25 protein-coding genes are annotated in these 25,231 nt (G+C 43.6%); 20 read left to right on the top strand and 5 right to left on the bottom strand.

Annotated elements, in window-relative coordinates:
- The first annotated feature begins 74 nt into the window (after positions 1–74).
- The 8 genes from AB3489_RS12035 (at position 75) to AB3489_RS12000 (ending at position 10,514) form a co-directional block, all read left to right on the top strand.
- The gene (locus AB3489_RS12035; protein WP_368293087.1) at positions 75–1,808 is read left to right on the top strand and encodes a hypothetical protein; all 1,734 of its coding nucleotides are present in this window, start codon (positions 75–77) and stop codon (positions 1,806–1,808) included.
- A gap of 102 nt (positions 1,809–1,910) precedes the next feature.
- Positions 1,911–2,087 carry a hypothetical protein gene (locus AB3489_RS12030; RefSeq protein ID WP_368293086.1) on the top strand — a complete coding sequence of 59 codons (177 nt, stop codon included), beginning with the start codon at positions 1,911–1,913 and terminating at the stop codon, positions 2,085–2,087.
- A 155-nt stretch (positions 2,088–2,242) separates the two neighbouring features.
- Positions 2,243–3,712, top strand: a complete 1,470-nt coding sequence (locus tag AB3489_RS12025) for an N-6 DNA methylase (RefSeq protein WP_368293085.1) — start codon at positions 2,243–2,245, stop codon at positions 3,710–3,712.
- Positions 3,705–4,877: a restriction endonuclease subunit S gene (locus AB3489_RS12020; protein WP_368293084.1), complete on the top strand. Its 1,173-nt coding sequence runs from the start codon at positions 3,705–3,707 to the stop codon at positions 4,875–4,877. Before AB3489_RS12025 ends, AB3489_RS12020 begins: the two co-directional genes overlap by 8 nt.
- Before the next feature lie 15 nt (positions 4,878–4,892).
- Positions 4,893–8,243, top strand: a complete 3,351-nt coding sequence (locus AB3489_RS12015) for a DEAD/DEAH box helicase family protein (protein WP_368293082.1) — start codon at positions 4,893–4,895, stop codon at positions 8,241–8,243.
- A 75-nt stretch (positions 8,244–8,318) separates the two neighbouring features.
- Entirely contained in the window at positions 8,319–8,447 is a 129-nt protein-coding gene (locus AB3489_RS12010; RefSeq protein ID WP_368293081.1) for a putative holin-like toxin, read from the top strand.
- Between the two features lie 283 nt (positions 8,448–8,730).
- Positions 8,731–9,333 carry a class I SAM-dependent methyltransferase gene (locus AB3489_RS12005; RefSeq protein ID WP_368293080.1) on the top strand — a complete coding sequence of 201 codons (603 nt, stop codon included), beginning with the start codon at positions 8,731–8,733 and terminating at the stop codon, positions 9,331–9,333.
- A gap of 161 nt (positions 9,334–9,494) precedes the next feature.
- Complete coding sequence (locus tag AB3489_RS12000; protein ID WP_368293079.1) at positions 9,495–10,514, top strand: virulence RhuM family protein; 1,020 nt, start codon at positions 9,495–9,497, stop codon at positions 10,512–10,514.
- 54 nt (positions 10,515–10,568) lie between these two features.
- Here the strand turns inward: AB3489_RS12000 and AB3489_RS11995 are convergent, their stop codons facing one another.
- Positions 10,569–11,096 carry a cysteine hydrolase family protein gene (locus AB3489_RS11995; RefSeq protein WP_368293078.1) on the bottom strand — a complete coding sequence of 176 codons (528 nt, stop codon included), beginning with the start codon at positions 11,094–11,096 and terminating at the stop codon, positions 10,569–10,571.
- A gap of 118 nt (positions 11,097–11,214) precedes the next feature.
- Here AB3489_RS11995 and AB3489_RS11990 point away from each other — a divergent pair, with 118 nt between their 5' ends.
- Positions 11,215–12,147, top strand: coding sequence for a helix-turn-helix transcriptional regulator (locus AB3489_RS11990; RefSeq protein ID WP_368294632.1), 933 nt, complete (start codon positions 11,215–11,217; stop codon positions 12,145–12,147).
- A gap of 44 nt (positions 12,148–12,191) precedes the next feature.
- On the top strand, positions 12,192–12,551 hold the full coding sequence (locus tag AB3489_RS11985; RefSeq protein ID WP_368293077.1) for a BRO family protein: 360 nt from the start codon (positions 12,192–12,194) through the stop codon (positions 12,549–12,551).
- A gap of 131 nt (positions 12,552–12,682) precedes the next feature.
- Here AB3489_RS11985 and AB3489_RS11980 read toward each other — a convergent pair whose 3' ends face one another.
- On the bottom strand, positions 12,683–13,294 hold the full coding sequence (locus AB3489_RS11980; protein WP_368293076.1) for an Ig-like domain-containing protein: 612 nt from the start codon (positions 13,292–13,294) through the stop codon (positions 12,683–12,685).
- A gap of 382 nt (positions 13,295–13,676) precedes the next feature.
- Here AB3489_RS11980 and AB3489_RS11975 point away from each other — a divergent pair, with 382 nt between their 5' ends.
- The 4 genes from AB3489_RS11975 (at position 13,677) to AB3489_RS11960 (ending at position 18,605) form a co-directional block, all read left to right on the top strand.
- Positions 13,677–14,345 (top strand): response regulator transcription factor, encoded by a 669-nt coding sequence (locus tag AB3489_RS11975; protein ID WP_368293075.1) that lies wholly within the window; start codon positions 13,677–13,679, stop codon positions 14,343–14,345.
- Entirely contained in the window at positions 14,342–15,361 is a 1,020-nt protein-coding gene (locus AB3489_RS11970) for a sensor histidine kinase (protein WP_368293074.1), read from the top strand. Before AB3489_RS11975 ends, AB3489_RS11970 begins: the two co-directional genes overlap by 4 nt.
- A gap of 432 nt (positions 15,362–15,793) precedes the next feature.
- Positions 15,794–16,561 (top strand): ABC transporter ATP-binding protein, encoded by a 768-nt coding sequence (locus AB3489_RS11965; protein ID WP_368293073.1) that lies wholly within the window; start codon positions 15,794–15,796, stop codon positions 16,559–16,561.
- Positions 16,551–18,605 (top strand): ABC transporter permease, encoded by a 2,055-nt coding sequence (locus AB3489_RS11960; protein WP_368293072.1) that lies wholly within the window; start codon positions 16,551–16,553, stop codon positions 18,603–18,605. Before AB3489_RS11965 ends, AB3489_RS11960 begins: the two co-directional genes overlap by 11 nt.
- A 128-nt stretch (positions 18,606–18,733) precedes the next feature.
- Here AB3489_RS11960 and AB3489_RS11955 read toward each other — a convergent pair whose 3' ends face one another.
- The 3 genes from AB3489_RS11955 to AB3489_RS11945 form a co-directional block, all read right to left on the bottom strand.
- Positions 18,734–18,973 carry a DUF2922 domain-containing protein gene (locus AB3489_RS11955; protein WP_015044481.1) on the bottom strand — a complete coding sequence of 80 codons (240 nt, stop codon included), beginning with the start codon at positions 18,971–18,973 and terminating at the stop codon, positions 18,734–18,736.
- A 37-nt stretch (positions 18,974–19,010) separates the two neighbouring features.
- Entirely contained in the window at positions 19,011–19,235 is a 225-nt protein-coding gene (locus AB3489_RS11950; protein ID WP_019226252.1) for a DUF1659 domain-containing protein, read from the bottom strand.
- Positions 19,236–19,327: 92 nt separating this feature from the next.
- Positions 19,328–20,215, bottom strand: coding sequence for a DUF3102 domain-containing protein (locus AB3489_RS11945; protein ID WP_368293071.1), 888 nt, complete (start codon positions 20,213–20,215; stop codon positions 19,328–19,330).
- 529 nt (positions 20,216–20,744) lie between these two features.
- Here AB3489_RS11945 and AB3489_RS11940 point away from each other — a divergent pair.
- From AB3489_RS11940 to AB3489_RS11915, 6 genes are all read left to right on the top strand, one after another.
- Complete coding sequence (locus AB3489_RS11940; RefSeq protein ID WP_019226250.1) at positions 20,745–21,035, top strand: TM1266 family iron-only hydrogenase system putative regulator; 291 nt, start codon at positions 20,745–20,747, stop codon at positions 21,033–21,035.
- The gene (gene hydE / locus AB3489_RS11935) at positions 21,016–22,062 is read left to right on the top strand and encodes a [FeFe] hydrogenase H-cluster radical SAM maturase HydE (protein WP_368293070.1); all 1,047 of its coding nucleotides are present in this window, start codon (positions 21,016–21,018) and stop codon (positions 22,060–22,062) included. Before AB3489_RS11940 ends, hydE begins: the two co-directional genes overlap by 20 nt.
- An 81-nt stretch (positions 22,063–22,143) precedes the next feature.
- Positions 22,144–23,562 carry a [FeFe] hydrogenase H-cluster radical SAM maturase HydG gene (hydG, locus tag AB3489_RS11930; protein ID WP_368293069.1) on the top strand — a complete coding sequence of 473 codons (1,419 nt, stop codon included), beginning with the start codon at positions 22,144–22,146 and terminating at the stop codon, positions 23,560–23,562.
- 14 nt (positions 23,563–23,576) lie between these two features.
- A complete protein-coding gene (hydF, locus tag AB3489_RS11925) occupies positions 23,577–24,782 on the top strand; it encodes a [FeFe] hydrogenase H-cluster maturation GTPase HydF (RefSeq protein WP_368293068.1) in 1,206 nt (401 codons plus the stop codon).
- Positions 24,783–24,785: 3 nt separating this feature from the next.
- On the top strand, positions 24,786–24,971 hold the full coding sequence (locus AB3489_RS11920; protein WP_368293067.1) for a hypothetical protein: 186 nt from the start codon (positions 24,786–24,788) through the stop codon (positions 24,969–24,971).
- Complete coding sequence (locus AB3489_RS11915; RefSeq protein ID WP_368293066.1) at positions 24,923–25,216, top strand: hypothetical protein; 294 nt, start codon at positions 24,923–24,925, stop codon at positions 25,214–25,216. Before AB3489_RS11920 ends, AB3489_RS11915 begins: the two co-directional genes overlap by 49 nt.
- The last annotated feature ends 15 nt before the right edge of the window (positions 25,217–25,231 follow it).

The following is a 25,231-nucleotide window of genomic DNA, read 5'->3' as shown; positions in this document are numbered from 1 at the left end:
ATCGACGGTTTAGTATTACTATTTTTAAACTGGCAATAGAAACAACTTATATAACGCTTATTGTAGGTGGTTACATGAATATAAGAAAAATTAAGATCAAAAATGTCCGCGGAATATCTTCACGAGAGATATCTTTAGATATCCATCCCAACACACCAACCTTTTTTGTTGCGCCTAACGGATTTGGTAAAACCTCCATTGCGACTGCCTTCAATTCCATGAACCGAAATAGGATTGAAGTTCAAGATGAAGATATGTTTCAGAATAATCCGAATGCACTACCTCAGGTAGAAATCACCGACGAAACGAGAACTGTGTATATTGCGAATTCAATATCAAACACGATAACTGATACTTTTAGCATCTGCGTTATCAATAGTCAAGTTAAGCCAAAAGCTTCTACGCGAAACTTTGGAAGTTTTTCTTCGTCAACACCAACATTAGTAGTTGAACCCATTGTATTATATAAGACAATACCCAATAAAAGTGAATTTACTTATTCATTTTCAGAGATGAAACGCGTGTTTGGAACCTCTGCTGGTAAATTGCTTATCAATATGAATACATCAATTAAGGATTCAACTTTTGTTCATCGCTTTTCTGTTATAAAGTCTGACCTCGTACGGTTACTTCAAAGCCGTAATAATTGCAAAATTAAATCCTTTTTAATTGAGGTCAACAAAACTAAAGGAAGCACAGCAGAAGTTGCTAATTGTAATATTGATACATCTGCTTTATTAGGCATCGATGCGGTTAACCGAATAATTGACGCATTTGATTTTCTCTTTAAGGGCCGTTCTATAAATGAGAAATTGGTAAACATTGCTCAGTTACGGGAGTTGTATCGAATAAATGAACAACGAATTTCAAGTATTATCAGTTACTATGATTTTGTATCCGATAAGAACGAAATAAATGAAATGCTCAGTTTTTTCAACTGTACATGGAAAAACATTAAAGCCAGAAAAAATGGAACGCAGTTTGTCATAGAATTTCCGAAAGCAAATCAGATTTCTAATGGTGAGCGTGATGTTCTATGTTTTATTGGAAAACTATTTGAAGCACGCAACAAACTACGTAAAGATAAGGCTATCCTCATAATTGATGAAATCTTTGACTATTTAGACGATGCGAACATAATAGCGGTTCAATATTTCCTTGTTAAATTCATTGGTCAATTCAAAGACGCAAACAAAGAGTTATTCCCAATAATTCTAACTCACCTAGATCCAATGTTTTTTAATACATACAGCTTTTCTACGAAGAATGTTGTCTATCTAGATCGAGTTACTATAATAACGAACAAGTATAAGATAAATAATCTGCTTAAGGACCGAGAGCATTGTAAAAAGCAGGACAAAGCTCTTTATGACCGTATTTCCTCAAATTACTTGCATTATTCTATCGATAATACTGATGAAACCATATATCTCCAATCAATAGGCATTGAAACTCCATTACTTAGTCCAGAGAGCTTTCGTATAGCAGCGTTACGTGAGTTGGAAAATTATAAGAACACTAGAGAGTACGATCCTGCTTTAGTCTGTTGTGGGCTAAGAATATATATTGAAAGATTTGCCTATGGACAACTATCAACGGAGGAACAAGTAGTTTTTTTGACAATATTCAAAACAACCGACAAACTTGCATTCGCAAAAGAAAAAGGTGCGAATATCCCAGAGGTTCACTTTTTGCTTAGTATTATTTACAACGAAGCTATGCACTTGGACCCGCAATGCCAAAAGCTCAACCCAATTGCATATAAATTGCGAAATAAGGTTATTCAAAACATGATTTCTGAGCTATGAATTTGCCCTAATGTAGAACTATTTACATATAGTCTTAAAGATAGTTTATTAGTCATAGTTATTTGCCTATTATGATTCACAGAGGTGCTTTTCATTATATTTATGATCAGTCTTTTAAAGGTAAGTATAAACTTCGCATGTTACAGCGATATTATCCCGAGGCCAGTTGTAGAAAAGTATTTGGCCTATGTACCTTATCGCCAGAAAACCGATGATGTGATCGATGCACTTTGTCTGACGGTTACCGGGGCAGGAGAATGGGCTGTATACCATACCTGAAAAACCGATGATGGATAAGAGTAGGTCACTTACGCAAATGATATGTCCGATAATCTAAAACCGTTAAAGTTAAAAAGGAAATATATTTTCGATGAAGAATAATGTAAAAGGTCATTTCGTAGCATTTTAAAATCAAGCTGAATAGGAGCTAACAGATGTTAACAGGAAATATTCGCAACAAGGTTGACAAGATCTGGACCGATATGTGGGCCGGAGGTATAACCAATCCGCTAACCGTTATTGAACAACTTACGTATTTAATGTTTATCCGTTCCTTAGACGAAAAGGAACTGGAAATAGAGAGTGCTGAAGCATTAAGCGGAGAATCCCTTCAGAAGATCTTCCCTCAGACCGAAGACGGACAGGATATGCGCTGGAGCAAATTTAAAACAAAGGATTCCCGGATCATTTATGACATTGTCGGGACGAAGGTATTTCCGTTTATCAAAACGATGAATGGGGAAAGCCAGTCGGCCTTTTCGCGTTATATGCAGGATGCCATGTTTTTAATTCCGACCCCTCAGGTATTGCAGAAGATTATTACCGGCCTGGATGAACTTTATGAATACGATATTAAAGATTTAGACATGCAGGGCGATGTTTATGAGTATATGCTCGGTAAGCTATCTCAGGCAGGTACCAATGGTCAGTTCAGGACACCCAAACAGATCCGGGATATGATGGTTCGGCTCTTAGCCCCAACTCCGGACGATAAAATCTGTGACCCTGCCTGTGGGACGGCAGGATTTCTCGTATCCTGTGCCGAGTACATCCGGGAAAAGTTTGAAACAGAAATGAGCAGTGAACAATGGGAGCATTTCAGCGGGGATATGTTTACCGGCTTTGATACCGACCGGACCATGTTGCGCCTTTCCGCTATGAACCTGATGCTACACTCGATTACACAACCGCGTATTGATTATGTAGATAGCGTTTCCAAGCAGAACAGTATTTCCTCTACCTATGATATTGTCCTAGCGAATCCGCCTTTTACCGGAACAGTCGACGAAGAGAGCATTAATGATAACCTCAAAGCGGTCTGCAGCACTAAGAAAACAGAGTTGCTTTTTGTGGCCTTGTTTTTGCGGATGTTGCGCAAAGGTGGTCGTTGCTCCTGTATTGTTCCTGATGGGGTATTATTCGGAACCACGAAGGCCCATAAAGCTTTACGCAAGGAATTAGTAGAAAATCACCAGCTTCAGGCGGTTATTTCTATGCCGAGCGGTGTATTTAAACCCTATGCCGGCGTGAGCACCGCTGTTCTGGTCTTTACGAAGACCGGAGCAGGGGGAACGGATAAGGTCTGGTTCTATGATATGAAGGCAGACGGTTACTCCTTAGATGATAAACGCACACCGATCGAAGCCAATGATATTCCGGATATCCTAGCCCGTTTCCATAACCTTGAAGGGGAAGCGGATCGGAAACCTACTGAGCAGAGCTTTTTTGTAAAGAAGTCTGCGATAGCTGCAAATGACTATGATTTGTCCATCAACCGCTATAAAGAAGTTGTTTATGAAAAAGTAGAATATGATGCGCCGGACGTTATTATGGCGCGTTTGGATGAGCTTACGATTAATATCGCTTCCAAGATGGAAGAGTTGAGGGGGCTTATTGGTGAGTAAGTGGGAGAAGGTGAAAATAGGTGACGTTTCCCCTATTGTTGCTAGTTCTGTAAATATTCCAAACGAAAAAGTATGGTTATTAAATTTAGACGTGGTTCAGTCAAATAGTGGGGCAGTGTTGGAGTACGTTTTTGTGAATCAAAAAGAGATAGGGAATTCAACAATAAAATTTGACACAGAGAATGTACTCTACTCCAAACTGCGTCCTTATTTAAATAAGGTTGTCATGCCAGACCAAGCAGGATATGCAACTTCTGAAATGTTACCTTTGCGTCCTAATCCGAGATTGTTATCAAGAGAATATTTGACGCATTATTTGCGTTCTTGTGTATTTGTTTCACATATTTCTGAAAAAGTCGCTGGAGCGAAAATGCCGCGAGTTGTTACTAAAGAATTCAAAGAATCTCTTATCCCTCTCCCACCCCTCGAAACCCAAAAGCAAATTGCCAAAACCTTAGATACAGTTTCAGAGCTTCTTAGTATGCGCAAACAGCAGCTTGCAGAATTAGATGGGCTTATCAAGGCTGTCTTTTATGATATGTTTGGGGATCCTGTCAGAAACTCGTTACATCAGAAGTTAGTAAAATTGAAGTCTCTGATAAAAAATAAAAATGATTTAGTCGATGGGCCATTTGGATCATCTGTAAATACAAAAGTTGACTATGTATCTGACGGAGAAATACCTGTCATACGAACAAAAAATGTCAGTAACTTAGAATTCGTAACTGAAGATCTGAAATTCATGAAAAGAGAAAAATATGAAACAGTTATTAGAAGTCAAGTTCTACCGAATGATATTGTACTTACTAAAGTTGGAACTATAGGGAACCTATGTATCTTTCCTGAAAAATTTTCTGAGGCGGTATTATCAACAACTGGGAGCTGTAGAATTCGGGTTAATAAAGAAATTGTCGATACAAAATTTCTTTTATACTATTTACATTTCTATAAACCGAAAATGTTAGAGATTGCATCTGCTGGAGTTCAAGCCTTTCTAAATATGAATCATATAAAAGAATTTGATATATTTGAAATTCCGATAGGGGTCCAAACTCAATTCGCCACCATCGTTACCAAAATCGAAGAACAAAAAGCCCTTGTCAAAAAAGCCATCGACGAAACCCAATACAACTTAGACAGCCTAATGAGCCAGTATTTTGATTAATCCGAGGTGATTTAGATGCCTGCAAACTTTGGATTCCTTGAAGGCCAAAAAGAATATCAACTCTTCGCCCCAGCCTGTATCGAAGCGGAGCGGGTACTAACTACCTCCCCGGCTATGGCGGCCGTAGGTAGCCGTAAGGCCTTTGAGCTGGCGGTCAAATGGGTGTACTCTGCGGATAATACCATCTCCTTACCTTATAAGGATAATTTGCAGGCGCTCATTCACGAACCGAGTTTCCGTTTTGCAATGGACAATATCACCTGGAATAAGCTGCCCTACATTATTAAGCTCGGTAACCTTGCCGTACACACGGAAAAAGCGATCAGCCGCAGTGATTCGATTCTTTCTTTAGCATCCTTGTTTGAATTTGTGCAATGGATCGATTATTGCTATGGCGCTCATTATGAAGAACGGTCATTTGAGGAAGCCAAGATTCCTGGTGAAAAGATCATCATCGATGAAACCAAGATTAAGGAAAAAGAAACCCTGATCGAGCAAAAGGATTCGGAAATCCAAGCTCTGCGGGCACAGATTGCCGGCATGAGCGGCCAGCTTACTGCAGATAAGCAGCAGCATAAGGAAGAACGCCAGTTTAATCCGGAAGATATCTCCGAATTCCTGACCCGTAAAAAATATATTGATGTAGATTTAAAGCTCTTAGGGTGGGTATTCGGGGAAGATGTCCGGGAAGAGGTTGAACTTGTTGGGATGCCGAACCCGGAAGGGAAAGGCTACGCCGACTATGTGCTTTACGGCAAAGATGGTTTGCCGCTGGCTGTCATTGAGGCTAAACGGACTTCCAAAGATCCGAAGATCGGCACCCAGCAGGCCAAGCTGTATGCTGACTGCTTGGAGAAAATAACCGGCAGAAGGCCTATGATGTTTATCACCAATGGCTTTGAAACCTATCTCTGGGATGATGTGACTTCTCCCCAGCGCAAGGTGAGCGGGGTATTTGCCAAAGCGGATTTGGAAAAGCTCATGAACCGCCGCCAGGAGCGCAAAAAGTTAAATGAGATCGTCATTGACGATAAAATTACCGACCGCTATTACCAAAAAGAGGCCATCCGCGCGGTTTGTGAGAATATCGAAACTGGACACCGCCGATCCTTATTAGTCATGGCCACCGGAACAGGGAAGACAAGGACAGCTTCCAGTTTAAGCGATGTCTTATCCCGTGGCGGCTATGTCACCAATATCTTATTTTTAGCGGATCGTACAGCTTTGGTGAAACAGGCTAAAGATGACTTTAAGACGTATCTTCCGGATATGTCGCTGTGCAACCTCCTGAGCAACAAAGAAGATAAGAATTCCCGCATCGTCTTTTCCACTTATCCGACCATGCTGAATTCTATCGATTCAGCGAAGACCGAGGAGGGGCAGCGGTTATTTACCCCGGCTCATTTTGATTTGATCATCATTGATGAAGCCCATCGCAGTATCTTTAAAAAATACCGGGCGATTTTTGAATATTTTGATGCTTTCTTGGTCGGACTTACCGCTACACCAAGAACAGAGGTTGACCATAATACCTACGACTTTTTTGAAATGGAAAGAGGCGTCCCTACTTACGCCTATGACTATGAAACGGCTGTGGAGACGGACCATGTACTCGTTCCGTATCATAATATTGAAGTCAAAACGAAGTTTCTGGAGGAAGGGATCGCTTACGATGACCTTCCCGAAGAAGACAAGGCCCGCTTTGAAGAGGATTTTACCGATGAGGACGGAGAGATGCCTGATTTTATTCCGTCTCCGGCGATCAATGATTTTATCTTTAACCAGTCTACCGTCGATACCGTCCTTGAAGATCTGATGATCAAAGGGCTAAAGGTCGCCGGTGGAGATCGTCTCGGAAAAACCATTATTTTTGCTCAAAACAAAATGCACGCGCAATATATCATCGATCGATTTAATAAACTCTATCCCCAATATCACGGGAGCTTCGCGAAGCGAATCGTTTGTGACGACAGCTATGCGCAAACCCTCATCATTGATTTTAAAATCGCGGAAAGAGATCCATATATTGCCGTATCGGTGGACATGCTGGATACCGGTATCGATGTGCCGGAAATTCTCAATCTCGTATTTTTCAAGCGCGTTCGCTCGAAAATAAAGTTCTGGCAGATGATTGGCCGGGGAACCAGGCTTTGTCCCAATCTCTTCGGTGAAGATCAGGATAAGACTCATTTTTTGATCTTTGATTACTTGGGAAACTTTGAATTTTTCCGAACCAACAAAGAGGGCTTAACTGGAAGCGAGACGCAAAGCCTTTCCGAAGTGATCTTTGCGAAAAGAATTCGCTTGATCCATCTTCTCCAGCAATCTGCCTTTATCGATGCACCTTACCAGGAAATCAGAAACAGTCTGATTCACACAGTATTAAGTCAAATTAACGCGCTGAATTCGGAATTAGTGTCAGTAAAATTACAGCGCCAATACGTTGAGAAATTTAAACAGCAAGAGGCTTTTACCTGTCTGTCTGATCGTGATAAGCATGATCTTACCAGTTATTTGGCCCCCATTGTTTATCAGGATGACACCGACGAATATGCGAAACGCTTTGACAACTTAATGTATGGTCTGATGGTTGCTCAGATCGAAGGTTTGGGACAGTTTCAAAAAGGTAAAAAAGAGCTCATTAATATTGGTATCAATCTAAGTAAGCGAATGACGATAGCCCAGATCAAAGAGAAAGTCGAACTCATCAATACCATAGGCACCGACGAATTCTGGGAAACATCCGATAGTATCATCTTTGAAAAGGTGAGAGTGGAGCTTCGCGATTTAATCAAGTTTCTGTTTGATGATGGCCCCAATAAGAACCCCATCTATACGAATCTCAAGGATGATATCCTAATGGTTAAAGAAGGAGATCCCTTAGGCCCGGCCTATGATTTTAAAGACTATAAGCTCAAGGTGAACCGCTATATTGAGCAGCACAAAGACCATATTGCGATTCATAAATTAAGGAATAATATCCAACTTACAACTAAAGATTACCAAAGCTTAGAACATATCTTGACCGGTGAACTGGGCACGGCAGAGGATTATAAGAGGGAATACCAGGATACTCCGTTTGGCTTACTGGTCCGAAAAATCGCCAAGATGGAGTATGAGGCTGCAGTTGCTGCCTTTTCTGAATTCATTAATGACCAGTCTCTCAACCAGTCCCAGATTGTCTTTGTTAAAAAGATCGTGAATCACATTGTCCAAAACGGTTATATCGATAGTATATCGGAACTGATGAAACCGCCTTTTGATAAACCGCAGAGTTTTATCAAGCTTTTTGATGGGGTGAAGCAAAAGCGAATTGTACAAGCAGTTACATCGATTAAGGATAACGCCGTGAAGGTGATAGGTTAGATTCTGGCGATATTTGCTATATGTGATAAAATGTCCAAAGTTATGTAAAAATATGGTATAATATTCATACAACAGATGGCTACAGGACGGTTGGCATTTCCTCCGAAGGGAGGTGATGCTATGGAAGTATATCAGGCGTTAACACTGATGATCTCATTTGGGACATTGGTTGTCTTATTACTTTCGTTTCCTAAAAAGAAATAAACCGCCCCTGAGCAAGGATTAGCGGTTTATTTCGCTCATTCTTATGCCGACCGCTCTTAAAGCGGCTGTTGTGAGGAATCATGTTCGCAGCATGGTTCCTCTTTTGATAATAGTATATCATATTCGATTTACTTTTTATACATTAATTTACCCAGATCATAGACGAAAAAGGGGAGACAAACAGGTGCAGAAAAGTAGCTGTTAAAATGATATTATAAGAGGAGGGCGTCGAAGTAGAAAGTTTGGGTCTTATGGCAAATATGAGATTAAAAGGAGTAATCCTATGGAGGAACTTGTAAAACATGCCTCGGTATTTAATCGAATTGCACCGATCTATAATTGGTATTTCCGTCAGCAAGTAAAAAACTATCGCTCGCTCATTAACCGTTACGATGATTTGTTTCAAATTCCCTCTGCTGGCGCAGTACTCGACATTGGCTGCGGCACAGGGGCATTATTATATTCTCTGGCTGAAAGGGGTTATCTGGGAACCGGTGTGGATTTTTCCGATGGTATGCTGCGGGCGGCTAAAAAGTCGACGCAAGACCGATCGATCGCGTTTGTCCAGGCAGATGTTACCCAGGGGCTGGATTTCCCGGAAAAGAGTTTCGACTTGGTTCTTGCCTTTTATGTCCTTCATGGTCTGAGCTCCGGCTTGCGCCAAAAGATTTATGCTGAGGCCAGCAGGCTTTCGCGCGGCCGAATTCTTTTTTATGATTACAATCAGAAGCGTCGCTGGCTTACAGACATTGCAGAATGGGCTGAAGGAGGCGACTATTTTGAATTTGTACGTCATGGGGCGGATGAAATGAAAGCTTATTTTTCACGCGTGGAAGTGATTGACACCGGGATCCAGACTGCTTTTTATGTATGCTCATCCAAGTGAATTGATGTGATTCGATAACAAGTCATTTAAGCGAATGATATTTATTTTACAAGAATAGCGTAGGAAATCCTTGCCCCTGACTTATAAATGGTATAAAATACCTATAGAACATATGTTCTGATGTTAACAAATTTGTAAGTAAACTCGGAAGGTAATCTAATATGAGACAGGAAAATAAAATCATTTTATACATGACGGACAGCGGCAATGTGACGGTTTCGGTACGTTATAAGGACGAAAACTTCTGGATGACGCAAAAAGCAATTGCGGAGCTGTTTGAAGTTGGCGTCGCCGCTATTAGTAAACACATTAATAATATTTATGAAGATGAAGAATTAACTGCGGAAGCAACTGTTTCCAAAATGGAAATAGTTCAAGAAGAGGGCAGCCGAACTGTAAAGCGTACGGTGGAATTTTATAGTTTGGATATGATCATCGCTGTAGGATATCGTGTTAACTCAAAAAAGGCGACACGCTTCCGTCAATGGGCCACTAAAACGCTGCACGAGTATATCCAAAAGGGGTTTGTGCTGAATGACGATTTTTTGAAGAACGGCAAGCCTTTCGGCAAAGATTACTTTGATGAATTGCTGGAGCGTATCCGCGAGATTCGAGCCAGTGAGCGAAGAGCGTACCAGAAGATCGCCGATGTGTTTGAACAATGCAGCTACGACTATGACAAAGACAGCAGTTCTACCCGGGAGTTCTATTCTTTTGTGCAGAACAAGCTCCATTATGCTATAACCGGAAAGACAGCTGCAGAATTAATTGCCGAGCGGGTCACGCTTGAGCATCCTACAATGGGACTGACTACATGGAAAGCAGCACCGGATGGAAAGATTATCAAGCGTGATGTGGGGGTTGCCAAAAACTATCTTAATGAAAAGGAACTTACGCGTCTTAACCGCATCGTGACCATGTTTATTGATTATGCAGAACTAATGGCGGAGGACGAAGTACCAATGAGCATGATGGACTGGCTGCGCGAAACGGATCATTTTTTACAGAGCAACCGACGAAAAGTCTTAAAAGATAAAGGGTCAATTTCGCATGAGGATGCAGTAAAAAAAGCGGAAGACATTTACGGGCAGTTCCGCTTTCAGCAGGATAAGGACTACATCTCGCAATTCGATAAAGAAATGGCAAAGTACCTTAAGGGTAAAGACGGTAAGGACGAATGAACCATGATAGACAAGCAGCTTTACGATGATGCTTGTTCCGTTATATTTTCAAGCTTAATCAACGAAACACTGGGAATATCCAGGGTCCCGCTTTGGTAACAAGTCATTTAAACGAATGATTTTACTGCCTTTACTTTCATAATAGCGTAGCATTTCGTCAATTTTCCTTTTATCATAACTGGTAATGCAATCTGATAGGACATTAACGCCATAATTTGCTTTGCATAAGTTGTAACAGGTTGATTTAACACAAGCAACGGCATCTGCTCCTGTTATGTAGAAATCACATATTTCATTTTTACTAATAAAGTCTGCAAATTCTTCACTGCTTAATGCGTTTCCTTTGTATTTTGTAAAAACATTTTTTGATACTATTTTCAAGTCTGAAGCTAATTCAGACCCATATGTATTGGTTTTAAAAGTCCTCGTACCGGCTGACAAATTTTCATGCCTTATATAAATAACATGAATATTATTATGGACTGCCCAATCAATCGCTTTATTGATATTGTCAATAATATCCTTATAATTTTTTGTTATGTCATTTTGAATATCAATGATTACTAAGGCTTTTTTCTGCATAGTGTCTCCTCCTGATAGGTAGATTGATTTGTTTGCTATTTTATTGTACCGTGTAATTGTTGACAACAGTGTGGCAACAATCCATAATGATAAAAAAAATTTTAAAGGCGGCTATCAGATGAAGGTTGACAGGCTTGTTAGGATAATTATGATACTCCTTGATAAAGAGCGTATAGGCGCACAGGAGTTAGCAGATATGTTTGAAGTTTCACCCCGCACAATCTACCGCGACATAGACACGATCAACCTGGCGGGTATTCCTGTTCGCGCAACATCGGGAGTGGGCGGCGGCTTTGAAATCATGCAGAAATACAAGATTGATAGAAAGGTTTTTTCGACTACCGACCTTTCCGCTATCTTGATGGGGCTTTCCAGTCTTTCCAACATGATACGAGGTGATGAACTGGTAAACGCCCTTGCGAAAGTCAAGAGTTTTCTCCCCGCCGATAGAGCGAAAGACATTGAATTAAAAGCAAATCAAATATATATCGATTTAAGTCCGTGGATGGGCAACAGGAACATACAATCCTATTTAGAAATTATCAAAACAGCTTTACAGGAAAGTAAGCTGCTTTCGTTTGAATATGCAGACCGCTACGGAAATAAAACCGCACGAACAGCCGAGCCCCATCAACTTGTATTGAAAAGTAGTCATTGGTACTTACAAGGGTATTGCCATAAAAGAAATGATTTTCGCCTATTCAAACTATCCCGCACATCAAACCTACAAATACAAGAGGAATTTTTTACGCCACGAGATTATCAAAAACCGCAGTTGGATTTTACTGATATTTTGGCAACGATGCAAACAAAAGTCAAAATTCGTATTCATAAATCTGTCATGGACAGGGTGCTTGATTATTGCACTTATGAACACTTTTCGCCAGACGGTGATGAGCATTACATTGTTAGTTTTCCTTTCATAGAGAACGAATACTACTACAATATTCTTTTCAGTTTTGGGGATAAATGCGAGTGTTTAGAGCCGTTACATATCCGCACAGAAATGAAGCGTAGAATACATGCTATAGCTACCTTATACGAAAGCTAGAACATATGTTCGATATTTAATTGTCTCAGAGGAGGAAAGCTCATATGACTGAGATTGAAAAATATTCTGAAAAAACTTTTGAGTCCATCAAACATTTGACTACAGAGGGTATTGAGTTTTGGTATGCCAGAGAGTTAAAGGTTGTATTGGAATACCAACAATGGAGGAGTTTTACCGATGTAATAGAGCGTGCAAAGATCGCTTGCCAAAATAGCGGCTATCTTGTTGCAGACCATTTTGCGGAGATCCGCAAAATGGTTGATATCGGTTCAGGTGCTGAACGAGAGATAGAAGATATAATGCTTTCCCGTTATGCATGTTATTTAATATCAACAATTCTATCACCGGAGAAAATAACCGAAGGGATTACTTTGTTGGAAGAAAATGGTTATTGTCGGAATTAGATACTAGGTTGCTAATACAAGCTGAATTTCATGGGATTAGTTAATCAAAAAGGCTCCCCATCAAGTGAGGTGATAAATTTTATATACAATCGAAACGGGGGATCATGGTTAAGTTAATTTATAGGAGTTCTTTATTTTTTCTTTTTTCTTAATAGAAACCAAGCTGCAATGGCAGCTACAACACCATAGCCGAGAACAGAAGAACCGGATTCATCTTGATCGCTGACTGTTGAAACAGGCTCTGCTTTTTCGTCAACATTTAAAGTGATACTATTTGTTTTTCCGTTACTTGATTTAGCTGTTATGATCGCGGAACCAGGATTTGCTGCTGTAACGATACCATTTTCACTAACTATAGCAACATTGATATCACTTGATGACCAAGTAATAGATTTATTCTCTGCATCTGAAGGGTAAATAGTAGCACTTAATACAGTTTTGTTTCCAACTTCTAATACAGTGTTATCCATAGAATTGATCATTACAGAGCTAACGTCAACTGGTTCAGGGATTGTTGTTTTTTCTGGTGTTTCATATGGGCAGACTCCATTAGGATGTAAGTGAGGGCCGTAACCATGATGATAATGGTAATAACCTAATCCACTAGCATTTTTGTTATCTCTATGTCCGCCGTTTGAATCAGTTCTTCCTGAATGGGCAAAAGTATTAGATGAAAATAACAACAAAATAATTACGATAGGTAATAGGATTCTTCCAATTGTTTTTATTTTTTCTCTTATCAACGCAACATCTCCCTAGTATAGTAAAGAATGAGCCTATTTTAAGTGTTGAAAATTGTAAATTTCTATATAAAAAAGTCGAAACCCCTTAACAACATAAGAACCATTATTCTTTCAAGAATAACAGTTCAAATTATGGATAAATATATGAAGTTGATTCAACTGCTAAAAATTCCGATTTTAGAAAATTACAAATATATTTTAACATAATTTACTAAATATTTGTGAAAAAAAATAATGCCTTGAAATATTTTCATGATTGCATATAAACAATGGAATTAATTGATTGAATTAGAACGTATACCTGAAAGACAACCGTTTAATTTGGACCGGATTATATGATATATTAAAAATAAGAGGGTAATGAAGAAAGCAGGGTCATGATTTGGAAAAAATACTGATTATTGAGGATAATAAAAAAATCCGGGATGAGCTTTGCATCTTCCTGTCCCAGAACGGCTATGAATGCCATGCGCCCGGAACATTTGAGGATATCATTGGCTTCACACTTTCTTTAGCGCCGCAGCTTATCCTGCTTGATCTCAACCTGCCTGTGTATGACGGCTTCCATATCTGCCGGGAAATCAGGAAGCACAGCGAGGTACCGGTCATCGTGGTCACCAGCCGCGATACGGAAATGGATGAACTGGCCGCCATGAACCTGGGCGCCGATGACTTTATCACCAAACCCTACAATACCCATATCCTGCTGGCGCGGATCGCGGCGGTCATGAAACGGGTTTACCGCGAAACGGCGCAGGACAGGCTGACTTGCGGTGAATTTACGATCAATCTTGCCAAAAGCAGTTTGGAGGTTGCCGGCAGTTCGATTGAACTTACCAAAAACGAAATCAAGATGCTGACCTGTCTCTGTGAAAAAAAAGGCGCGATTGTAAGCAGGGACGAATTGATGCGTTATTTATGGAACAGCGATCTTTTTATCGACGACAACACCTTGACTGTCAATATGGGCAGGCTGCGCCGCAAACTGGAGGACGCCGGCCTTGAAAATGTCATCGAGACCAAACGCGGCCAGGGGTACTTGATCATATGACCATAAGAGACTTTATCAAAGAAAAAAGAGCCTATATCGTCTGTCACCTGTTGGTAGCCGTCATGACCATTCTTATGCTGGCAGCTTTAAATCCGGCCGGAGGAAAGGCTTTCGCCGCCGTCATCGGAACCATTTATGTTGTCGGAGCGTTGATTCCGCTGGCAATGGAGTTCAAGAAAAAGTACACGTTTTATCATACGCTCGTCAGTTCCTTTGACAGGCTCGACCGCAAGAACCTCATTGCCGAAATGGTCTCGGAACCGGATTTCTATGAAGGCGCTCTGCTCCACGACATTTTAAAAACATCCAACAAGGCCTGTCTTGAAGAAATCAACCAATATAAAAATAAGCATGACGAATACCGTGAATATATCGAAATGTGGGTTCATGAAATCAAAACGCCCATCTCCTCGTCCAAGCTGATTGCGCAAAATAACAGAAGCGAAGCAACGGACAGCATGGCCGAGGAATTGGACGCGATTGAAAACTATGTGGAACAAGCCTTGTTTTACGCCCGGAGCAGCGCCGTCGAAAAAGATTACCTCATTAAAGAAACGAGTCTGGAAAAACCAGTTTTAGCGGCAATTAAGAAAAACGCCCAACAGCTGATCGGAACCGGCATGTCCGTTGCGACGGATGACCTGGAGAAGACCGTTTATACGGACACTAAATGGCTGGAATTCATGCTTCATCAAATCATTTTGAATTCCCTGAAATACGCAAACGAACAGGACGCCCATCTAAAATTTACAGCTGCTGAGCGTGATAACCGTTGTATTCTTGCGGTTACCGATAACGGGCTGGGAATTCCCGCAAATGAACTGCCCAGAATCTTTGACAAGGGGTTTACCGGAACAAACGGCAGGCTAAGGGGAAAATCCACAGGCATGGGCCTTTACATCTGCCGCAGACTCTGCGAAAAATTAGGCATAGCCATCAGCGCGGAATCTATCCACGGCAGCGGTACGACCCTATATCTTGTTTTCCCCAAGAGCTCAATGACCGACATTATCTAACCATGAACTCCGTACAACATATTATAAATAACTCATTATAAATATCTCATTATAAATATCTCATTATAAATATCTCATAAAACTTCTCAAATTTACCCCATATTAGGTCTGTGTGCCACAAGTTCCAGCGTCAAGCGAAGCACGGATTGTGAAGCGCGGCTGTTAGCGCCAAGGATGGCGCTATCTGCCGAAAGCGGAATTGTGGCACACAGACCAGCCCCAGATAATTGTATATCATCTAACCCTCATGTTAACATGACAAAAATGTAAGGTTACCGTAAGCTTAAGTCATGGCAGATCCTAACAAGACCTTTTAAAATAAACTCGTTGATCGATTGCTTAGCGCTAGCTATCCATTACGCTGACTAATTCTTAGCTATGATCGGAATTTATGAATCGATCTACTCGTAGATGTGAGCAGGGGAGGTAACCATGGACGAAATTTTAAAGGTCTTGAATGTGGAAAAATATTACGGCAACAAAGGGAGCCTGACCAAGGCCCTTGACAATGTATCCTTCAGTGTCGGCGAAGGGGAATTTACCGGCATTATGGGAGCCAGCGGCAGCGGGAAGACGACGCTCTTAAACTGCATCGCAACCATTGACACCGTAACGTCGGGGAATATCCATATCCGGAACAAGGATATCACAGCGATGAAAAGCCGGGCGTTGGCCAAATTCAGACGCGAAGAACTTGGGTTTATGTTTCAGGAGTACAACCTGCTGGATACGTTAACCGGGTTTGAAAATATCATTCTGCCGCTGACGATTGCGGGAGAACAGCACCAAACGGCGATAGCAAAAGTGAATCAGGTCGCCCGCAGACTGGAAATCGAAGAAATCATCAATAAGTACCCTTATGAGATGTCGGGCGGGCAGCGCCAGCGTATTGCCGCGGCAAGGGCTATCGTCAACAATCCGGCCCTGATTCTGGCGGACGAACCCACCGGAGCGCTGGATTCCAAATCCGCGCGGATGCTGATGGAATGTCTGGAGAAACTGAACCAAGACCTGCGGGCAACGATCCTGATGGTGACCCATGATGCGTTTACGGCCAGCTATTGTCACCGGATCCTCTTTATTAAAGACGGGAAGCTTTTCAATGAATTGAACCGCGGCGCTGATTCCAGAAAAGAATTCTTCCGAAAAATCATTGATGTCGTGACCCTGCTCGGAGGTGACGCAGCCAATGTACTTTAAACTGTCCTTCCGCAATGTCCGCAAGAGCTTCTCGGATTATACCCTGTATTTTCTGACACTCACTTTCGGAGTTTGTGTGTTTTATGTCTTTAACTCCCTTGAAGCACAGAAAGCCATGATGCATATCTCGGATTCTGCTTTGGCGATTATGCAAAGCATCACTAAGATGATGAACGGGGTTTCCATTTTTATCTCGTTTATTCTCGGGTTCCTGATTATTTATGCCAATAACTTTCTGATCCGCAGGCGCAAAAGAGAATTTGGGATCTATATGACCTTAGGAATGGAAAAACACAAAATCGCCAGGATCCTGATCATGGAAACGTTCATCATCGGTCTCGTTTCCCTGGCGGCAGGCCTTTTGGCCGGAATATTCCTTTCACAGGGTTTATCGGTGGTCACGGCGAAGCTTTTTGAGGTGGACATGACCGCCTACACCTTTGTCTTTTCTCTTCAGGCTTTCTGGAAAACCATCGTCTATTTTGGGATTATTTTTGCCATCGTGATAGGCGCCAGCACGTTTGCTGTTTCCAAGTATAAGCTGATTGATCTGATTAATTCCGCAAAACAAAATGAAAAACAGCGGCTTAAAAATCCATGGCTTACGCTTGTTCTCTTTTTGTTAGCGGTTATTTTGATCGGGGCAGCTTACCGGAGTGTCCTGATCTACGGTATTATGGTCTTTGACCGCAGGCTTCTTATCGCCTGTATACTCGGGGCGGTCGGCACCGTTTTGTTTTTTGCCTCGCTGTCCGGTTTTCTGCTCAGTATGATTCAAGCCAACAAAAAAGTATACCTCAAAGGGCTGAACATGTTCATCCTGAAGCAGATCAACAGTCGGATCAATACGGCTTTTATCTCCATATCATTAATTTGCTTAATGCTTTTTGCCACCATCGGCATTTTTTCCACCGGCATCGGCATGACCAATGTGCTGAATAAGGGCTACAAAGATGCCGCCCCGTTTGATATCACCATTACCGGGACGGCGGACACGGATCTTTCGGACTATCTGAGCAGTCAGGGCTTGAATATGGAAGCGTATACGCAAAGCTCCTGCCAGTACCCGTTTTATGAATATCAGAAACAGAAATTGAACCTGCAAACAGTATTTCAAAATATCGAGGATCTTTTTCCCGCCCAAGACCTGAAAATGATCCGGGACAAAATATATCCGCTGCCGCTATACTATATCACGCAAATGGATTACAACAAGATTATGATGCTGCAAAACAAAAAAGGCATCAGCCTTGCAGGCAATCAGGTCGCGCTGTTGACGCAATATGCCTGGTCTGAAGCCGATTACCAGGAGTATCTGGAAAAATATTTGGCGCGCGGGCCCCGCTTAAATTTGAACGGGACCGAATATACCGTTTACCCCGAACTTCTGGCCGCAGGTATTAATAATGAAAATGGAAATGGCGATAACAGTATTTTGACGCTTGTCCTTCCGGATAGGCTAAAACAGGACGGCGTTGTTCACCAAAACGTTCTCTGCTTGAACTGTGTTGGTGATTCAATAGCGGCTCAGGACAAATTTATGAGAGCCTTTCATTCAATTCAGGATGCCGCTTCATCATCCGCTCCGTCCGAGCCAAAGATTACCGCCATTTCTAAGAATGAGATACTCGCCCAGGCAGGCGGTTCCAAAGCGATTATTTCCTTTGTGGGAATCTATGTCGGCTTGATCTTTCTGATTACGAGCGCGGCTGTCCTGGCGCTGCAGCAGCTTTCCGAAGCCGCGGATAACCGGCACCGGTATGCCATTCTCAAAAAGATCGGCGCGGATCATAAGCTGTTAAGCCGGACGATTTTCAAACAAATCGCGGTTTATTTTCTGATTCCGCTTACCCTGGCCTGTATCCATTCCATCGTCGGCATTAAGGTCGCCAACGAGGCCGTCCGGCAGGTTGGCAGTATCAACGCGGCCTCCAACATCGTGATTACTGCCGTGGCCATTCTCCTGATCTACGGCGCCTATTTTCTGGCGACCTATTTTGGCAGCAGAAATATTATCTTAAAGAATGGGATGCACGATGAATGATTAAAAATGAAGAATAGAAGGGTTATTGATGTAAAGCTCATTGTACGAGGGCGGCCTTGCAGCCGCCCATTCCTCGAAATGATGCCTTGAAACCAGCCATGCTCTCCGGACAGCTTAGCCGGAGTATTTTATTCTTGTGGGGGATCGAAGAGATCGTCCGTGGTAGTATCTACCACTTTAATATCTCTCTTGCTTGCCAGATCCCCACTGGAAGTGGCAAAAATGTTTTTTGCCATGATGAGGTCCATGACCGTCCCGACTTGGGCAAGCGTAAGGCCTGCCTTTGGCTGGGGAAGGGTAATGGTAAACGCCTTACCACCTACGGTCGTAAATACCATTCTTAAAACTTTCTGGCTCGTTATTGCCATGCTCTGTCACCACCCTGGAATTATTGCTCCGGCCGGTTTATTCATCGGCCAACTCGAAAATATTCAGGCGGCGGATATCTGCCAATGGATAATCCACCAGGCTTGATAAAGCGACAGCCACATCGTATACGTCCTGATCAGTTGCCGTTGCTTTAACGCCGGTCAGGCTTTTTTGCTTGAGAACCGGGCCGCCGCCGGCAGTAGTCCCTGTCTGATAGCGGGTTGCCAGCACGGAGTCCAATGTGTTTACCACTAATGTCATAAGCTTACCTCTTTTCCTGGTTTTCTGCTTGTCCGAAAAGCATGTCCTTTTTAGTATATGCCCCTTGTTTTCCAGGCGTTCAGGCAAAGAGATTAATCTTTTTCAGGATTTTCCGGAGCTTTCGGAACTGCCATGGTCGTTTTCTCTATGCGCTTTAACTTGTTCAGCGTCTTAGACATCAACTGATTGGCATAAGTGATATATAATTTGCAAGCATCCGGGTCTGCTGCGGCCATTTCTTTGATGGCGATAAAAAGATCATCGAGTCCTTTGGCTATCAGCTCAAAGCGGGCATCTGCCTGGGTCATGGAGAGGTTGAGCTTTAAGACCCTGCTTTCGTGTTCTATCTCGGCGATGCGCTTGGCTGCTGCATTTTCATCTTCCAGGACGTCAAGCTTCCGCTGCAGCTTCAAAACATTTCCCTGCTCGGCCCATACGGCTTGCAGGTTATCCGTGGCTTCTTTTTTCGCCCGATCGCGCTCATCTGATAATTTGGAGATTTTATCTTTTTGCTCAGCAAAGACTTTCTGCAGGTCTTCGTCTTCTTTCCCGGCAAGCTCCTGGTTCCTCTTATATACTGCCTGCTGCAGCTGCTGACTGCTCATGCTGCCTGCATCATTCTCAGCGATAAACCCATCCCGTTCCTCTTCCGGGAGCCCAAGAAGGATGAGGGCCTGGCTGTAGGTCAAATTCGCCACCGGCGGCGGATTTGAACTACCGTCATCTTCGGATGAGACGAGCAGTTTAATCCCATATTCATCGAAGACTTGCATCAGTTTTTCTGCAGTTCTTTGAGAATAACTTACCGATTCCTCCAGCCACTTGCCCCACTCCCCATGAGGCAGCAGCGCTTTGGCTTCCTTCAGACGTTTTCCTACTTCGACGGCGCTGGCCAGCAGAATTTTATTGGTCTGTTGTTTGATTGTATTGATTTCAGCCGCGATGACAGGCGGCGTACGTTCTGTCAGCAAATCACTCATATTGATACCGTCTTTCCTGTACTTTATTCACATCATATGGGATAAGCCTGACAATCGTGATAAAAGGTTTATAACCTTAAAGGCAAAGCGCTTACCCTATGTAAAATTTGAACACTTATGACAGACAAGTCATATAATAATATTGGGTCATATAGGTCATTGGTAGTCGTATCAATCATAAGCAGGAATCCGGCTGTGCAGAACAGCTGGGTTCCTGCTTATTTTCGAGTATACGCATTCAACAGCGCCTCGCTGCGGTTCGTGCCCAAAGAAAATATGGAGCGGGAAGGGTACGGAAATTTAATTGGACTTGTGAAGTAGCGTACGTTGGTGGGGATTGACAAATAAGCGCGGATGGAATACATTAAAAGTGGCTGCGTCACAAGAATTTCTTTTGACAAAGCAGGAAACCGTATTGTTACTGACGCTAAATACATCGTATAAGGCGAAAGGCACAGCAATATTTATCATTATTTTTTGATTAATTGCGCCTTTCCAGGCGCATTTTTTGATATGAGGGGGTTAATGTATGGAGTCCAGAGTAGCGATAATCGGAATCATTGTGGAAGATACCGGGTCGACCGAGAAACTCAATGCGATTTTGCATGATTATGGGCAGTATATTATTGGCAGAATGGGCCTGCCGTACCGTGAAAAAAGCATTAGCATCATCAGCATTGCAGTGGATGCCCCGCAGGATGTGATCAGCGCCCTTTCCGGGAAGCTCGGAAAACTGCCGGGGGTTAGTTCCAAAGCGGCATTTTCCAAGGTAACCGTTAAAAAGGAAAATGAGGCCGCCGATGAAACAGCTGATAGATAAACTTCAGGAAACGTGCGTGCTTGCACCGGAAGAATACAGGGTACTGATAGATCAGCATCGAGATGCCAGGCTTGCTGAATATCTGTTTGCCAAGGCCAGAACGGTAAAGATGCAAAACTACGGTCACGATGTCTATCTGCGGGGACTGATCGAGTTCACCAATTATTGCAAAAACGATTGCTACTACTGCGGGATCCGTAAAAGCAACGGGAAGGCGGAGCGCTACCGCTTGTCAAAGAAACAAATACTGGATTGCTGCGCTGCCGGGTATGCGCTTGGTTATCGCACCTTCGTGCTGCAGGGAGGTGAAGACGGGTATTTTACCGATAAAAAAATAATCGAAATCATCCAATCCATTAAGAAAAATCATCCTGACTGCGCGCTGACGCTTTCCATCGGGGAAAAAAGCTATGAAACCTATCAAGCGTTTTATGAAGCAGGTGCCGACCGCTACCTGCTTCGCCATGAAACAGCCGACGCCGAACACTATGGAAGGCTTCATCCGGCTGTCATGTCCCTCAAAAACAGAAAGCAGTGTCTCTATGACTTGAAAGAGATCGGCTATCAGGTCGGATGCGGAGTGATGGTCGGTTCTCCGTTTCAGACGACGGAAGCGCTGGTGGAGGATTTGTTATTGATCAAGGAACTGAATCCGCATATGGTCGGGATCGGCCCCTTTATCCCCCATCACGAAACGCCGTTTGCAGACCAGGAATCTGGAACGCTGGAGCTGACTTTATTTTTGCTTGGCTTGATCCGATTGATGCTGCCGAGCGTTTTACTGCCGGCGACGACCGCTCTCGGTACGATCCACCCGCAAGGGAGGGAACTTGGTATTCTGGCCGGTGCCAACGTCGTAATGCCCAACCTGTCTCCGGTGGAGGTACGGAATAAATATTTGCTCTACGATAACAAGATCTGCACGGGGGACGAAGCTGCGGAATGCCGCTCCTGCCTGCAAAAAAGGATGGAAAGCATCGGCTGTCAGCTGCCGGTTTCCCGCGGGGACCATCGATCGATGGTTTAAGTTAATTTCATAATATTAATAAGAGGATTCCATTACTGAAGGGAAAGAAGTATCTGACCCGATTAAGAAGGGAGTACCCCTATGTACAATGTAGCATCAGCCAAAGCAGAAGAATTTATCTCGCATCAGGAAATTCTGGATACCCTGGCGTATGCGGCAAAGAACAAAAACAATGCCGGCCTGATTGACAGCATTATCGAAAAGGCAAAACTTCGCCAGGGACTTTCGCATCGGGAAGCCGCCGTGCTGCTGGATTGTGAGATTGAGGAAAAAAACCAGGGAATCTATGCCCTCGCCGAGCAGATCAAAAAAGATTTTTACGGGAACCGGATTGTTTTGTTTGCGCCGCTCTACCTGTCCAATTACTGTGTCAACGGCTGCGTTTATTGTCCGTATCACGCGAAGAACAAACACATCCTCCGCAAGAAAATGACCCAGGAGGAAATCCGCCGCGAAGTGACCACGCTTCAGGACATGGGCCATAAACGGATCGCGATTGAAGCCGGTGAAGATCCGGTCCATAATCCGCTTGAATATATTCTGGAATCCATCGCTACCATTTACAGTGTCAAGCATCAAAACGGCGCGATCCGGCGGGCCAATGTCAATATCGCCGCAACCACGGTTGAAAATTATAAGAAGCTGAAAGAGGCAGGGATCGGCACCTATATCCTATTCCAGGAAACCTACCATAAGGAAAGTTATGAAAAACTGCATCCCGCAGGGCCGAAGCATCATTATGCCTATCACACGGAAGCCATGGACAGAGCGATGCTTGGCGGTATCGACGATGTCGGATTGGGCGTATTGTTTGGATTGGAGATGTACCGCTATGAATTTGCAGCATTACTGATGCATGCCGAGCACCTTGAAGCTGTATTCGGCGTAGGCCCCCATACCATCAGTGTTCCGAGGATATGCCCTGCGGATGATATTGACCCGTCGGCTTTCAGTCATGGCATCGATGACGGCCTGTTTGCCAAATTGGTAGCCTGCATCCGGATTGCCGTGCCCTACACAGGCATGATTGTCTCAACGCGGGAAAGTAAGGCTTGCCGCGAGTGTGTCCTGCATCTTGGGGTTTCTCAAATCAGCGGCGGTTCCAAAACAAGTGTCGGCGGTTATCACCAACCTGAAGCAGAAAATGAAAATACCGCTCAATTTGACATAAGCGACAGGAGGACCCTGGATGAAATCGTCAGGTGGCTGATGGAATTGGGATACATTCCAAGCTTTTGTACCGCCTGCTATAGGGAAGGACGGACCGGCGACAGGTTTATGAGTCTGTGCAAAAGCGGACAGATCCAGAATTGCTGCCACCCCAATGCGCTGATGACCTTAAAGGAATATCTGGAGGATTATGCTTCATCTGCCACGAAATCAGCAGGGGAGGCTGTCCTTGCCCAAGGAATCCGGGATATCCCCAGTGAAAGAGTGAAAGATATTGTCCGGCAGAATCTCCATCATATCGTCAACGGCCGCCGTGATTTCAGATTGTAAGGAGGTAAAAAGCAATGGGACTGAATGACACCCCCTCCGCCAACCGTGTCCATATTGGGTTCTTCGGAAAAAGAAATGCAGGTAAATCAAGTCTTGTCAATGCCGTCACGGGTCAGGATCTGACCATTGTCTCGGACGTGAAGGGGACGACCACCGATCCCGTATACAAAGCGATGGAGCTGCTTCCGTTAGGCCCCGTCGTGATCATCGATACGCCCGGGATTGATGATACGGGTGCTTTGGGAGAACTGCGTGTCAAAAAAAGCCGGCAGGTATTGAATAAAACCGATATCGCCCTATTGGTGATCGATGCGGCGTATGGAAAGAGCGCTGAAGATGAAGAACTGATCAGGCTGCTTGGCGAGAAGGGAATCCATTATGTCGTTGTCTACAACAAAGCCGATTTCCTGGGGCAGGTACCGGCCGGAAACGACCGTGAAATCTATGTCAGCGCCAAAACCGGCTGGAACATCCAAACCCTGAAGGAGAAAATAGCCGCTTTGGCTGTCACAGAGGAGCCGAAACTTAAAATAGTGGGCGACCTCATTCATCCTGGGGATTTTGTCGTGCTTGTCACGCCGATTGACAAGGCTGCACCGAAGGGCCGTCTGATCCTGCCGCAGCAACAAACGATCCGGGACATTCTGGAAGCGGATGCAACGGCGATTGTGGTGAAAGAATTTGAATTCCGGGAAACACTGGAGAATCTGGGCAAAAAGCCGAGGCTTGTGATCACGGACAGCCAGGTTTTCGCCAAGGCAGCCGCGGATACGCCCAAGGATATTTTTTTGACTTCGTTTTCAATCCTTTTCGCCAGATATAAGGGCAGCCTGGAGATGGCTGTAAAGGGCACAAAAGTGCTGGATTCGTTGAAGGACGGCGATACCGTTCTCATTTCGGAGGGGTGTTCCCACCACAGGCAGTGTGATGACATCGGAACCGTAAAGCTGCCCAGATGGATCAAAAACGACACCCAGAAGCAGATCCGCTTTGCGTTTACATCCGGTTCGGAATTCCCTGACGACTTGTCCGCCTACCGTTTAATTATCCACTGCGGCGGATGCATGCTGAACGAAAGAGAAATGAAATACCGCCAGAAATGCGCTGAGGACCAGCAGGTGCCTATGACCAATTACGGTATCCTGATCGCTTATATGCAGGGAATCCTGAAACGAAGTATTGCCATGTTCCCGCAAATCTTAGCGGAGATTGAGGAGTAAACGATGCGTCTGGGAAAAGATAAAACCGGTGAAATGCATCTTGCGGTAAATCTGATGAAAATTTCCAATGATTTGCGTCTGATGAATTCAGGGCCGAAAGGGGGCCTGGCGGAGATCAGGCTTGCGCCGCTGCCATTTCCATGGCGGCCTCCCATGGCGAATTTGAACTCAATGCTTTTCTGCCGTTAATCGCCGATGCCCTGCTTGAAAACCTCGCGCTTCTGACCAAAGCTACTGCGTTATTCCGGACCAAGTGTATCGACCTGATTGAGCCCAATGCGGAGAGATGCCGGGAGCTTCTTGAAAGGTCCTACGCTTTCGCAACGGCGTATACAACGACTTTGGGATATGAGAAGGTGAATCAAATCATAGAGGAATCCGACGGGAATATCGAATTGGCAAAAAAATTGCTGGACTCGGCCGCTCTGGATTGATTTCAAACGATCTTC

The sequence above is a fragment of the Dehalobacter sp. TBBPA1 genome (assembly GCF_040931655.1).
Lineage (GTDB): Bacteria > Bacillota > Desulfitobacteriia > Desulfitobacteriales > Syntrophobotulaceae > Dehalobacter > Dehalobacter restrictus.
This window is presented reverse-complemented; position numbering and strand designations above follow the sequence as displayed.